Source organism: Microterricola viridarii (assembly GCF_001542775.1).
Classification (GTDB): Bacteria; Actinomycetota; Actinomycetes; order Actinomycetales; family Microbacteriaceae; genus Microterricola; species Microterricola viridarii_A.
Genome location: NZ_CP014145.1, coordinates 213,342 through 225,633 on the forward strand (window position 1 = coordinate 213,342; position 12,292 = coordinate 225,633).

Annotated in this window: 14 protein-coding genes and 1 pseudogene; all 15 read left to right on the forward strand. The window is 65.2% G+C overall.

Annotated elements, in window-relative coordinates:
- Positions 1 to 47: 47 nt before the first annotated feature.
- Positions 48 to 182 (forward strand): annotated as a pseudogene (locus AWU67_RS18025) (prepilin-type N-terminal cleavage/methylation domain-containing protein); the annotation flags it as partial.
- Positions 183 to 589: 407 nt separating this feature from the next.
- Positions 590 to 1,948 carry a prepilin-type N-terminal cleavage/methylation domain-containing protein gene (locus AWU67_RS00915; protein ID WP_067225616.1) on the forward strand — a complete coding sequence of 453 codons (1,359 nt, stop codon included), beginning with the start codon at positions 590 to 592 and terminating at the stop codon, positions 1,946 to 1,948.
- Positions 1,948 to 2,664, forward strand: coding sequence for a PilW family protein (locus tag AWU67_RS00920; protein ID WP_067225617.1), 717 nt, complete (start codon positions 1,948 to 1,950; stop codon positions 2,662 to 2,664). The genes AWU67_RS00915 and AWU67_RS00920 overlap by 1 nt, the downstream gene beginning before the upstream one ends.
- A gap of 23 nt (positions 2,665 to 2,687) precedes the next feature.
- Complete coding sequence (locus AWU67_RS00925) at positions 2,688 to 4,544, forward strand: hypothetical protein (RefSeq protein WP_234407310.1); 1,857 nt, start codon at positions 2,688 to 2,690, stop codon at positions 4,542 to 4,544.
- Entirely contained in the window at positions 4,541 to 5,155 is a 615-nt protein-coding gene (locus AWU67_RS17880; protein ID WP_199922325.1) for a prepilin peptidase, read from the forward strand. The genes AWU67_RS00925 and AWU67_RS17880 overlap by 4 nt, the downstream gene beginning before the upstream one ends.
- Positions 5,137 to 5,391 (forward strand): hypothetical protein, encoded by a 255-nt coding sequence (locus AWU67_RS17905; protein WP_199922326.1) that lies wholly within the window; start codon positions 5,137 to 5,139, stop codon positions 5,389 to 5,391. Before AWU67_RS17880 ends, AWU67_RS17905 begins: the two co-directional genes overlap by 19 nt.
- A 28-nt stretch (positions 5,392 to 5,419) precedes the next feature.
- On the forward strand, positions 5,420 to 6,466 hold the full coding sequence (pilM, locus tag AWU67_RS00935; RefSeq protein WP_067225621.1) for a type IV pilus assembly protein PilM: 1,047 nt from the start codon (positions 5,420 to 5,422) through the stop codon (positions 6,464 to 6,466).
- The gene (locus tag AWU67_RS00940) at positions 6,463 to 7,197 is read left to right on the forward strand and encodes a hypothetical protein (protein ID WP_129586601.1); all 735 of its coding nucleotides are present in this window, start codon (positions 6,463 to 6,465) and stop codon (positions 7,195 to 7,197) included. Before pilM ends, AWU67_RS00940 begins: the two co-directional genes overlap by 4 nt.
- A 2-nt stretch (positions 7,198 to 7,199) precedes the next feature.
- On the forward strand, positions 7,200 to 7,904 hold the full coding sequence (gene pilO, locus AWU67_RS00945; protein ID WP_067225624.1) for a type 4a pilus biogenesis protein PilO: 705 nt from the start codon (positions 7,200 to 7,202) through the stop codon (positions 7,902 to 7,904).
- 310 nt (positions 7,905 to 8,214) lie between these two features.
- Positions 8,215 to 9,234 carry a hypothetical protein gene (locus tag AWU67_RS00950; protein ID WP_067225626.1) on the forward strand — a complete coding sequence of 340 codons (1,020 nt, stop codon included), beginning with the start codon at positions 8,215 to 8,217 and terminating at the stop codon, positions 9,232 to 9,234.
- A gap of 27 nt (positions 9,235 to 9,261) precedes the next feature.
- A complete protein-coding gene (locus tag AWU67_RS00955; protein WP_067225628.1) occupies positions 9,262 to 9,813 on the forward strand; it encodes a DUF6121 family protein in 552 nt (183 codons plus the stop codon).
- Positions 9,814 to 9,862: 49 nt separating this feature from the next.
- Positions 9,863 to 10,591, forward strand: a complete 729-nt coding sequence (locus tag AWU67_RS00960; protein WP_067225630.1) for a spermidine/putrescine ABC transporter substrate-binding protein — start codon at positions 9,863 to 9,865, stop codon at positions 10,589 to 10,591.
- An 82-nt stretch (positions 10,592 to 10,673) separates the two neighbouring features.
- Positions 10,674 to 11,153, forward strand: a complete 480-nt coding sequence (locus AWU67_RS00965) for an SseB family protein (protein ID WP_067225631.1) — start codon at positions 10,674 to 10,676, stop codon at positions 11,151 to 11,153.
- Between the two features lie 276 nt (positions 11,154 to 11,429).
- On the forward strand, positions 11,430 to 11,804 hold the full coding sequence (gene rpsL, locus AWU67_RS00970; protein WP_047405383.1) for a 30S ribosomal protein S12: 375 nt from the start codon (positions 11,430 to 11,432) through the stop codon (positions 11,802 to 11,804).
- On the forward strand, positions 11,804 to 12,274 hold the full coding sequence (gene rpsG / locus AWU67_RS00975; RefSeq protein ID WP_047405385.1) for a 30S ribosomal protein S7: 471 nt from the start codon (positions 11,804 to 11,806) through the stop codon (positions 12,272 to 12,274). The genes rpsL and rpsG overlap by 1 nt, the downstream gene beginning before the upstream one ends.
- Positions 12,275 to 12,292 lie beyond the last annotated feature (18 nt).

Below are 12,292 nucleotides of genomic sequence, written 5' to 3' on the forward strand. Positions count from 1 at the left end.
CCGGCATTGTCACCCTTCTGACGAACGGAATTCCTCCTATGCGCACCATGCTCAACGCCCTCGGCGCACGCCGCGCGGCCCTCCAGAACGACACGGATCGGCAGAAGGGCTTCACGCTCATCGAGCTGCTCGTCGTCGTCATCATCATCGGCATCCTCGCAGCCATTGCAATCCCCGTGTACCTCGGCATTCAGGACGGCGCCCGCGACAGTGCGGTCAAGTCCGACCTCACCAACGCCAAGATGGCGGTTGTCGCTCACTGGACCCAGAACCCGGCAGCGGCTGCGCCGACGCTCGACAAGGCTGGCCTGGGAAACCTTGGCTTCACGAAGAGCCCTGACACCAGCTCGCTTGCTTTCAAGGGCACTACGACGTCGAGCTCCTTCTGCATCGATGGCGTCAGCAGCACCGGGCATCTCTTCTCGATCGACTCATCAAACGCCGGAGTTGTTGCCACGGCCTGCCCGTAATTTCTATCGCGGAGGTGGGGCGTCGCACGCGGCGCCCCACCTTTCTGGCTCAGCAACACAGCACGACAGCAACTCACCCGAACAACCACCCCGACCCCTAACTTCGCGGGAGGTGAACCATGAAGAACATCCACACTCGGCTACGCGACCAGCGCGACAGTGACGCCGGCATCTCTCTCGTCGAGGTCATCGTCGCGATGATGGTCTTCGCGATCATCTCCCTGGGCCTCGCCTACTCGCTCGGCACCATGATGACCCAGGTGCGCGACGCACGAGCCCGAGAGGTCGCCACTAACCTCGCCGCCCAAGAGATCGACGTGGCCAGGGCCACGGCCAACCTCACCACGCTGCTCGACGTCGTCCGACCGGTCACCACCGTCAACGGTGTCCCGTTCACCGTTCAGCGCACGACCCGCTGGATCACGGATGCCGCCGCGGGCGGGGCATGCGGCATCGTCGGGGGTGCGAGCACGACGGGCGAGCTGCAGTACAAGCGCGTTGCCGTCACCGTCACCTGGCCGTCATCGGGCGGCGGCACCCGCTCGGCATCGAGCGAGACCCTGATCACCCCGAAGGCCCGCGTGAGCGGGGCGACGCTGGGCACAATCATCGTGTCAGTGCGCAAGGAAGCGGGCGCGGGCCAACCCGGAATCGGCATCACCGTCTCGCCGGCCGTCACGCCCGCTCCCGGCGTCACCGACGCCGAAGGCTGCATCTACATCACCAAAGTCGCCCCCGGGCCGTACACCGTCACGGTGAACGCACCGGGCTACGTCGACCCCGACCAGAAGGTGAACCCGAACCGCGTCATCACCGTCGGCGCGGGCAAATCCGGAGGCGCGTCGTTCTCGATCGAGAAGGCTCAGCCGCTGCAGCTCGATTATGGCACCGTGGCGATCCCGAAGGACTTCGACACCAGTCTCGTGCACGCCAGCGATCCGGTCTACTCGTCGATCGCCCCCACTACAGCGCTGACGCGCACCGTCAGCCTCTACCCATTCCGCGAAGGCTACCTTGCTCTGGGCGGCAAGTATGTCGCGGCAAACGAGGGCACTCCCGGGTGCCTGTCCCCGCATCCGGGCATGTGGCCGGCCGGCGACCGTGCGGGCGTCTACGTGGCAGCGAAAGCCTTGGTGCCTGTGACACCCGCGCCAACTGTTTCCACGACCGTGCCGATGGGTGTCGTGACCTTCGCGAAGAACAAGACGGGCACGGCCATCTATGCGGAGTCGCAACCTGCGCCCGCGGGCAGCGGGGATCCCGGATGTGCTGCCCTTACGATGAAGTACAAATTCGATGTCGCGGATGCCACGGCACCGTCTCTGAGCCTGGCGCTGCCATTCGGCTCGTGGAAGCTGTATTACGGTTCCAGTCCCGATCCGGCACAAGTGATCACCACCGGCTTGGTAGCTAGCACCGTCACCGGGTCAGTAGTGACCCTTGACCCCCGTGTCCCATCGACGCCACCGGTGCCGTGATGGGCGCTTTCAATGGCGCGTACACCGGGCAGCGCACGCACAAGGCCGAGCGGGACCGGGGGATCGGTCTCGCCGAGCTCTTGGTAGCGATGATGGTGACGCTGATCGCAGCCGCCATCGTGATGGGTATCTTCGTGAGCTCAACGAAGTCGGTCGCGACGGGAGCCGCGGCGCACGCCGATACCGGTACCGCATCAACTCTTATGAACGAGCTCAGCCGTGTGATCCGCTCGGGCGTGAAGAATCAGCTGTCCGGCGTCGAGAAGCCTCCTCTGATTGTGGCAAAACCCACCTCGCTGACGATGTACTCACTCGTCGATATGGATGCAGTCGGCGTGATGCGACCCGTCAAGGTAGAACTCTCTCTCAACGCGGCGGGAGCGCTGGTGGAGAAGCGGTTCAAAGCGACGCTCAGCGCAGATGGAAGCTGGACATTTCCGGCGTCATCCGTTGTGCTTCTCGATCGCACACTACCCGGTACGATCCTTCCACGCAGCGCGAGCAATCCATTCGACCTCTTCAGCTACATCAAGGCCGATGGCACAGAGGTCACGGCGCCGACCGCCGGGCTGACGGACACGCAGATGGCGGACATCGTTGCCGTGAAGGTCTCTCTGGCTGTGCGCGCTGACACGAAGAGTAGCGCGACGCCGGCAAAGCTCAGCAACAAGATCGGCATGCCCAATGTGGGCACAGATCGAACGGATCTTCCATGATACGACTTCGACGAATTCTCCGAATGTCTCGTCACGACGCGGGCGTTGCTTTGCCGTTGGCGATTGGGATTGGAACGGTGCTGCTGATCATGGTCGCCGGCGCAATGACCTTCGCTCTGAGCGGGCTACGCAAATCAGCCGGCGACGCGAACTGGAACGCGGCATCGGCGGCGGCGTTCGCGGGCGTCGACGAGTACCGAAGTCGGCTCGCGGCCGACAGCAGCTACTACCGCTACGGAAACCCCGCGGCCGCATTCTCGAGCAGGACGGGGAGCCTGGTTGACCTGCCTAGCGGAACGGCTGAGAACTTCGCATTCGGCGTCGGCGCCGCGGGCACCTGGGCGCAAGTTCCGGGCAGCACGGTGGCGCAGTACCGCTATGAAGTCGACAACTCGGAGTTTGCAACATCTGGCATTCTCCGCATCCGTTCGACCGGCCGCGTCGGTGACTCCGTTCGCAGCGTTGTGGCGAACCTCAAGGCCAAAGGATTCATCGATTTCCTCTACTTCACCGACTACGAGGTGCAAGACCCGGGGCTCTCGCTCGATTCCAGTGGCAATCCGAACTGCAAGAACTTGAAGTACGCCTGGGTTCCCGATAGCGCCGCCGCACCGAAACGGGTGGGCTGCACCGAGATCACCTTCTCGAACAACGACAAAATTGCCGGCCCCGCGCACTCCAACGACACGATGCACATCTGCAAGGCGCAGTTCACCATGAAGGTGACCTCCTCAAACCCGAATGCACCCCATTACTCACCGACGAACGGCGTGTATCCCGATCTGAAATCGGACGGCACACCCAATAAGAACCCCGATGGCAGCATCAAAATGACTGGCGGCGGGAACTGCTCTGACCAGACGTTCAATCCGGCCTACCCGCCCAGCTTTGACGACACGGTGCTAATGCCGGCGAAGAACACTGAGATGCAGTTGCAGACCAGGGTGGACATGCCCGTCGAGGTGCCCCGCCCCGGATGCCAGTACACGGGCCCCACGAGCATCACCCTCAACGCCGACGGCACAATCACCGTCCGCTCTCCCTGGACGAAGTTCGCTCATGCCGGAACGGAGACCGTCGCCGCTGGGGTGATCGTGCCGAACTGCGGCACGCCGGGGACGGCTGCCGGCAGACTTGGTTCGGCTACAGGCCAGACAATACCCGTGCCCGAGAACAACCTCATTTTTGTGCAGGGCGTACCGGCGGGCGCAGTCGGCAGCGACCCCAACGCCTGGGGCACAACCAAACCGACCGGTGGCGGCTATAGCTGCACGAGGTCGGACGGCGCGGGTGCAGACAACGGGAACGGCATCGGATACCCGCTCGTCACAGGCACGGGTAGCAATACGCGTGTCGAGACAACTATGTATGGCTGCAAAGACGGCGATGTGTTTCTTCAAGGCACGCTGAAGGGTCGGCTCACCGTTGCCGCGGCCAACGCGGTCTACATCGTGGCGGATATCAAGTACGCCGGAGGCGTGACAACCAACACGGACATGCTGGGCATAGTCGGCGGCAAGCCGGTATGGGTCTGGAACCCCGCCTACAATGACGGCAGCAACCTGAAGCTGATGAAATCGGGCTCTGACCGCACGATTCACGCTGCAATTCTCTCCGTGGAGAATACCTTCCAGGTCCAGAACTACAACGTCGGAAGTTCGCTGGGGAACCTCATCGTTTACGGTGCCATCGCGCAGAAGTTTCGAGGAATCGTCTCGCAGGGCGGCGGCTACGTGAAGAAGTACACCTACGACGAGCGGTTCAAGACGACGGCCCCGCCGAAGTTTCTCGCACCCGTCGCGACGACCTACGGCGTCACGACGACGGCGGATGTCGCGCCGGCGTTCAGAACCGACGGAACGGTTATCCCACTTCCATGATCGCTTCGCCCCAGCTCGTCGTCGCGCTCGCGGTCGCCGTCGGCGCCTTCGGACTCCTCATCGGCTCCTTCCTGAACGTGGTCGTCTACCGCGTTCCGAATGGGCAGTCGATCGTCTCACCGCCAAGCGCTTGCCCGGGCTGCGGTATGCAGATCAGGCCCATTGACAACATCCCGGTAGTGTCCTGGCTGCTGCTCGGTGGCAAATGCCGGCAATGCCGCGAGCCGATATCGGCGCGCTACCCGCTGGTCGAGCTCGGCACCGGGCTGGCGTTCGCTGCGATCACACTCTGGGTCGTGGTCTCGACAAGCTCAACCAACGGGAGCGACTCAAACCGAGGCGCAATTGCGGGGGCCATGATGCTCGTCGCCTACCTCTACTTGGCGGCGGTCAGCATTGCGCTCGCGCTCATCGACGCGGACACCCACCGGCTGCCGAATGTGATCGTGATGCCGAGCTACCTCGTCGCGGCCGTGCTTCTGACGGCATCCGCCCTGTTCAGTGGCGACTTCGAGGCGCTGCTGCTCGCGATTATCGGGGCATGGCCATGTGGACGTTCTACTTTGCACTGGCCTTCGCCTACCCAGCGGGCATGGGGTTCGGCGACGTGAAGCTGGCGGGGCTGCTAGGCCTCTATCTCGGTTTCCTTGGCGTCGGTCCCTTGCTCATCGGGGCGTTCGCAGCATTCGTGCTTGGCGGGGTGTACTCGCTGATCCTGATCTGGTTGAAGCGGGCTGGACGAAAGAGCGGGATACCCTTCGGGCCGTGGATGCTCCTCGGCGCCTGGCTGGGGATATTCCTCGGCGAGGTGCTCTGGGGTGGCTACCTCGGACTCATTGGGCTGTGAATCGAAATGAATCAAAGGAGTGGGTCTGATGGCTAAGAGTGTTGTGGGAGTGGACTTCACGAGCACCGCAGTGCGCGCAGTCGAGGTCAGCGACCCGGATCGCAAGCCGACGGTACTGCGCTATTTTGAGCTTCCGCTGCCAGCGGGAGCGGTGAGCCGCGGCGAGGTGATCGAGACGAACACCGTTGCCCAGGCGTTGAAGCAGCTGTGGGCACGCGGAGGCTTCAAATCCAAAGACGTCGTGCTCGGCATGGGCAACCAGCGAGTTCTTGCCCGCGACATGACGGTTCCGAAGGCACCGTTGCGCCGCATCCGCGAAGCACTGCCGTTCGAGGTGCAGGACATGCTGCCTGTTCCCGTGGCCGACGCGCTGCTCGACTTCTATCCGGTCTCTGAGAGTCAGGGCGAGCACGGTCCGGTTGTGCACGGGCTGCTCATCGCCGCAGTGAAAGCTGCGGTGCTCGGCAACGTCGCCGCCACCGAGAAGGCAGGTCTGAACACCGTCGACGTCGACCTGATCCCATTCGCGCTCACCCGCGCTCTCGTCTCGAGGCAGGGAGTCGCCGGAACGGTGGCGCTGGTAGACATCGGGGCGAACACGACGACCGTTGTGATCGCCCGTGACGGAGTGCCACAGTTCGTGCGCATCATCCCGACGGGAGGCGACGACATCACCCATGCTCTTCGTGCCGGTCTGGAGACCGACCTGCTCAGCGCGGAGCGCGTCAAGCGCGCGCTCGGCCTCGCGACCACCGTCGCGTCGCAGGAGGAGCAAGCGGCCGTCGAGGTGATTTATCGCGTCGCCCTCGAGCAACTCACCAGCCTGCGCAACACGGTCAGCTACTTCGCGAACACCCGGCCGGATGATCCGGTGGAACAACTTGTCGTGAGCGGGGGAGGGGCGCTGTTGCCCGGACTGCTGGCGGCGCTCGGAGAGATGACAAGGCTTCCCGTCGCGCTCGGAGACCCATTCGCGAACATCGCCATCGCCCGCTCCGCTGATGAGCAGAATCTGCGCCAACAAGGCACAACTTTCGCCGTCGCGTTCGGCCTCGCCGTCGGGAGCGCAGCATGAGCCGTCAGTTGAAGGAAGAAGTTCTCATCGTCGGTGGTGAACCGCGCGTCGATCTTCTGCCGCCCGAGGTTCTTCGGGGACGTGCCGCGAAGGCGACCCGCCGCCGCCTCGGCGTCGGTGTGATCGCCTCAGTCGCCGTCGTGGTGCTGGCCGTCGGGGGATGTTTCGCACTCTCCGTCCAGGCGCAGGCGCAACTGCTCACGGAGCAGGCACGCACGAGTGAGATTCTCGCGGCGCAGGGGGAGTTCGTCGACGTGACGAAGGTGAAGTTCCACCTCGATCTCGCCAAGGCTGCCCAGCAGGTGGGGGCATCGACCGAGATCGCGTGGAAGGACTATCTCACCCAGGTGCAAGCCACTCTGCCGGCCAGCGTGATGATCGACACCGTGAGTATTGACTCGGCGACGCCAGTCGCGCTCTACGCCCAGCCCACCGTGCCGTTGCAGGGAGAGCGCATGGCAACGGTTGGTTTCACCGCTAAGAGCTCGGTGCTGCCCGACGTGCCGACGTGGCTGCGGGCGCTTGCGACGCTTCCGGGTTTCTCCGACGCGTTGCCCGGCTCGGTCACTCTCGACGAGGAGTCGGGCGTGTACACGGCCACGATCACCATGCACATCAACGATGAGGCGTTCTCGCATCGCTTCGCGCCTGAGTTGCCGGCCGAACAGGCTGCAACGGATGCCGACGAATCGACCGCAACGGACGCCGCGGCATCCGGCGAAGGGAACTGACGATGGACAAGAACCGCATCTGGACGATCGCGTCCGTGTTGATGATTGCGGCGGTGCTCGGCCTCGGCTTCCTTCTCGGAGTTCAGCCGCAACTTGCCGCGATCGGCGTGGCCAACGATGAGCGTGCGGCCGTCGAGGCGACGAACGCCCTGGCCGAGGGCAAGCTCGCTGCTCTGAAGAAGGACTTCGAGAGCATCGACGAACTGAAGGCAGAGCTGGCGACGCTGGTGAAGTCGGTGCCCACCGGCGCACAGGCACCGGAGCTCGTGGACCAGCTTGACGCCATGGCGAAGCAGTTTGCCGTGACGCTCACCGCGATTACCGTCTCCGACGCTCAGCAATACACGCCGGTGGCCGAGGTGCCGGCGGCAGCCCCACCTGCAGAAGGTGCCGAAGGCACCGATGCTGCCGCGGTCGACCAGCCGGCCGCGGCGACCGTGCCACCCGTTGGCGCGCCGCCGGTGGTCAACGCTCTGATCACACCGGGTAACTTTGCCGTTCTTCAGGTGCAGGTCACGATCAAGGGCAGCTACGCCCAGGTGCTGGACTACGTCAATGGGCTGCAGACCGGGGAGAGGCTCTTCCTCGTGACCGGTCTCAACACGACCGAGCCAGGTGAGAGCGACGGAGTCGTCGAGGCGACCATCGAGGGGCTCGTCTACGCCGCACTTACGCCCGACCTCGTGCCGGCCCCCGCCGGCGGCTAACTCTCACTCACAGAAGCCGCCGATCGGCCCGCGCCGAATCGACAAGCAAGAAGACGCGCCAAAGCTTCGGGTTTGGCGCGTTTTCTTGCTTCTGGATGCCGCGGGGTACTGCTTCGCAGGGTGGTGGCTTCGGTCGTTGGCGTTCCCTCGAGCCGAACGGGAGGTGCAGCCCCGCTCCCCGACGCGCCGCAAAACTGAGAGAAGCACCCACTTTGTCGGCCCGCGCCCGCGAGGCTCGGTGCGGACGCTAGAGCTGATTGCTACAGTTACGGCTGAACTGGGCGCCATCGTGCGCAGGAGGAGAGTCAGTATGAGCGACACCACGCCGGAGCACGAGAACCACGAGGGCACCGAATCGACGGACGCAGAGCCGACTCCTCTCGAGCCGCGCTACGACGAAACCGGGGAGATCCCGGCAGAGTCGCTTCCCGCGTTCTTCGCTGAGCCCGTTGCTCCCGCGGAGGCCGCAGCAGTGCCTACGCCCGACACTGCAGTCGAGGCCATCAGCGAGCCCGAGCCGACCCCTCTCGGTGCACCCGCCGCCGCTGTCGTTGACGCAGCGCCGGTTGCACCGACACCGCAGCCCTACTACCCGGAGGCGGCCATCGCTGCCCCGCCCGTGGCGCCCGAGGTCGACCACACGGCCGGAGTTGCAGCGGCAGCAGGCGCGGCAGCAGCAGCGGCAACAGTTGCAAACCCGACCGCCCCCGGCGCCACCTACGACCCCAACACCGTCGCCGCGGCCGGCCAGTACGCACCGGGCATGCAGCCGATCTTCGTGCAGGCGCCGACCCCGCCCTCGCCCAAGGGCAACCGCGGCGCCGGCATCCTCATCGGCCTGATCGCCACGGTCGCCTTCGCGCTGATCTACGCGGGAAGCACCTTCCTGATCAGCCTCAGCCAGAACGCCAGCGTCGCAACCGCCAGCGAGAGTTTCGCCCTGTTCATCGGTGCGCCCGTGTTCTACGTGCCCGTGCTGTTCTTCTTCGGTGCCTTCGCCCTGCTCGTCGCCATCGTGAACCGCGGTGGCTGGTGGGCCTACGTGCTCGGCGGCTTCGCCGTGGCCGTCATCGTCTACTTCTCGTTCATCGGCGGCTCGCTGCTGACCGTGAGCGCCTGGACGTTGACCCCCAGCCAGGCCGGGCAGTTCATCGCCGGGCAGTGGCTGAACCCCGTTGCCATCGTCGCCGCCATCGCGGCCCGCGAGGTGCCGATCTGGTTCGGCGCGTGGATCGCCGCCCGCGGTCGCAAGGTCACGGCGCGCAACATCGCCGTCCGCCAGGAGTACGACCGCGTGCTCGCCGAGGGGCCGACGCTCACGCGCCCGTAGCACCAACGCGGCCGGGAGGAGCCAGCCATGATCCCGCTCGAGGTGGAGGAGTACCGCAGATACGCGTTCTTCCTGGCCTGCTTCGCACTCGGGTTGTACGTCGCGCTGGTCGTGGCCAGCTTCGGCATGCTGAGCCTGTTCCTCAACATTGAGGTGATCCCCGAGACGGATGCCGGCCCGCTGGTCGGCCCGATCATGGTCGGCGCGGCCACGCTTGCCCTGCTGCTCGTGCTCTGGGCGGGCGTGGGCCGTGCCGGCGGCGCGATGCACACGGTTCCGGTCAGCCTGGTGGTGCTCGCCGCCGCCCTCAGCTACCTGGTCTATGGATTCACCGGAGCCATCGTCTACGGGCTGAACAGCATGAGCGCCGGCACCTCCACTCCACCGGCGGCGCAGGGCAGCGCAGCGAGCGAGCCGGTCTCGGGGTTCGTGTTCCTGGGGGAGCAGCTGACGAGCCCCTTCGCCTTCGCCGTCGCATTCTGGGCCGGCGCGGTCGCGCTGACATACTTCGTGCTGCTGATCTGGCGGGCCAACGGCGGGCAGCGCCCGCGCTGGCCCTGGGAGAAGCACCCGCAGTAGCAGCGCGCCTTACTCCCGGGAGGCCCGGCGACGGGGTACCGTTCAAACTATGGAGGGCTCGATCGAAGCGCGCGTCAGCCACGAGGTCGACCTCTGGCTGCGCTGGCTGCCCAAGTGGCAGCCGGGAACCCACCGTGCTCGCATGCGGCTGTGCCGCAGCTGCTTCGGATCGCCCGTCATCGCAGCAGCCGGGTTGGCCACCGACGTGCCGCACGCCGTGCAACACGGCATGTCGATGCGCATGAAGCTCATCGTCGACGCCGCCGTCGACGACTACACAGACCGCAACCTGCCGCTGCTGCAGCGCGAGCTTGACCTCACCGAGCAGCGCCGGCGCGCGCAACAGTACCGGCCGGCCGACGGGCTCGCCCCCGAGTCCGCCGGCTTGGACCTCGACCCGGAGCCCGAGGCCGGTCAGCCCTTCCTCTTCACATTGGGGGAGCTGGCGGCCACCTCGGTTCCGGATGTCGTCGACGACCCGAATGCGCTCGACTTCCCTCTGGACGAACCCGCCGCAGAGCCGCAGATCGAGGCATCCGGCCGGGCCGGCCTCGCCGAGCCGCCCCCACTCTCGCCGGAGGAGAAGGCGGCGATCCGTGCCGAGGTGCGGCTCGCCGACGAGTTCGCGGACCAGGTGGGCCAACGCGTGTGTGCCGAGCTGGTGAAGCACCGGGGGCGCATCGCAGAGGGCGTCGCGCAGTACGTCGAGCCGCAGGTCGCCGCACTGCTGGCCGACCTAGGGCGAGAACTCGACTCGCCGATCTGGCCGACGTCCTGAGCGCTGCAGCCCCCGATGCCCGGCACGAAGCGCGCAGGAAACGCTGGGATGATGAGGGCATGCCAGATCGAGCGGGGAACCAATGAGTGCAGCACGCCCGGCAACGGCGCTGGAGCGGGCCATCGCCCGCGCCCAGCAGGGGAGCATCAGCCCCGTCACCCTGCTCTGGACGCTGAGCGCGAGCGAGATCGTGCTCCTCGGAATGGAAAAGCCGCCAGCCGGCGCCCTCCCGTCGAGTCCGTTCCTCTTGGAGGACGGCGCCAAGACACTTCTTGCACTCTTCACCCATGAGGATCGCGCGCAGCCCTTCCTTGAGGCCAACCCGGCCACGGCGCCCGTTTCAGGGATGACCGTGCTCACCCGGCTGCCGGATGGCCTCGGGATCATCGTCAACCCGGGCTCACGACTCGGCTGTGAGATCCCAGCTGCCAGCATCAGCGAGTTCGTCGAAGAGCTGCTGAGCACCGTCATCGAGGGTAGCGATCACGCCGCGCGGGCCGATGCCCACGCAGTGGGCTTGCGGCCCCGAATTGCCAGCCCTTGCACAGCACAGCTGGTTTGACCGCAGCGACACACAAAGGTAATATTTCGTGGGTGTGCGTATCGTCGTGCGCTTGGATTGTGCCCGAAAGGCGCGGCCCTCGCGTCTGATGCACACACATGGGAACCCTGATTCGGGTTACCCCCACGGCATATCCACCACTCAAAAGCAGCGCTACTCAGCGTTGCCGGTGGGTCCAGATGAACTCGACAGAAACTCTCAGGCGCAAGTCAGGGGCATCCTGTCGAATGCTAATCACCAGGCTGTCACCGTGCAGCACAAATAAGGAGCTCAGTAGTGCCAACGATTCAGCAGTTGGTCCGCAAGGGACGTACGCCGAAGGTCACCAAGACCAAGGCCCCCGCCCTGAAGGCCAACCCCCAGCAGCGTGGTGTTTGCACCCGCGTCTACACCACCACCCCGAAGAAGCCGAACTCGGCCCTTCGCAAGGTTGCCCGTGTCAAGCTCTCCAACGGCACCGAGGTCACCGCCTACATCCCCGGTGAGGGCCACAACCTCCAGGAGCACTCGATGGTGCTCGTTCGCGGTGGTCGTGTGAAGGACCTCCCCGGTGTGCGCTACAAGATTGTTCGCGGCGCGCTCGACACTCAGGCAGTTAAGAATCGTAAGCAGGCTCGCAGCCGCTACGGAGCGAAGATGGACAAGAAGTAATGCCTCGTAAAGGACCAGCACCCAAGCGCCCCGTCGTAGCCGACCCGGTATACGGCGCGCCCATCGTCAGCCAGCTCGTCAACAAGATCCTTCTTGATGGCAAGAAGGGCCTCGCCGAGCGCATCGTTTACGACGCACTCGAAGGCGTTGCCGCCAAGAACGGCCAGGACGCCGTTGTCACGCTGAAGAAGGCTCTCGACAACGTTCGCCCGACCCTCGAGGTTCGCTCGCGCCGCGTCGGTGGCTCGACCTACCAGGTCCCCGTTGAGGTCAAGCCTCACCGCGCCAACACCCTGGCTCTCCGCTGGCTCACCAGCTACGCCAAGGCTCGTCGCGAGAAGACCATGACCGAGCGCCTCACCAACGAGATTCTCGATGCAAGCAACGGCCTCGGCGCCGCTGTCAAGCGTCGCGAAGACACGCACAAGATGGCCGAGTCGAACAAGGCCTTCGCACACTACCGCTGGTAGCAAGTGCCTTTCGGATGC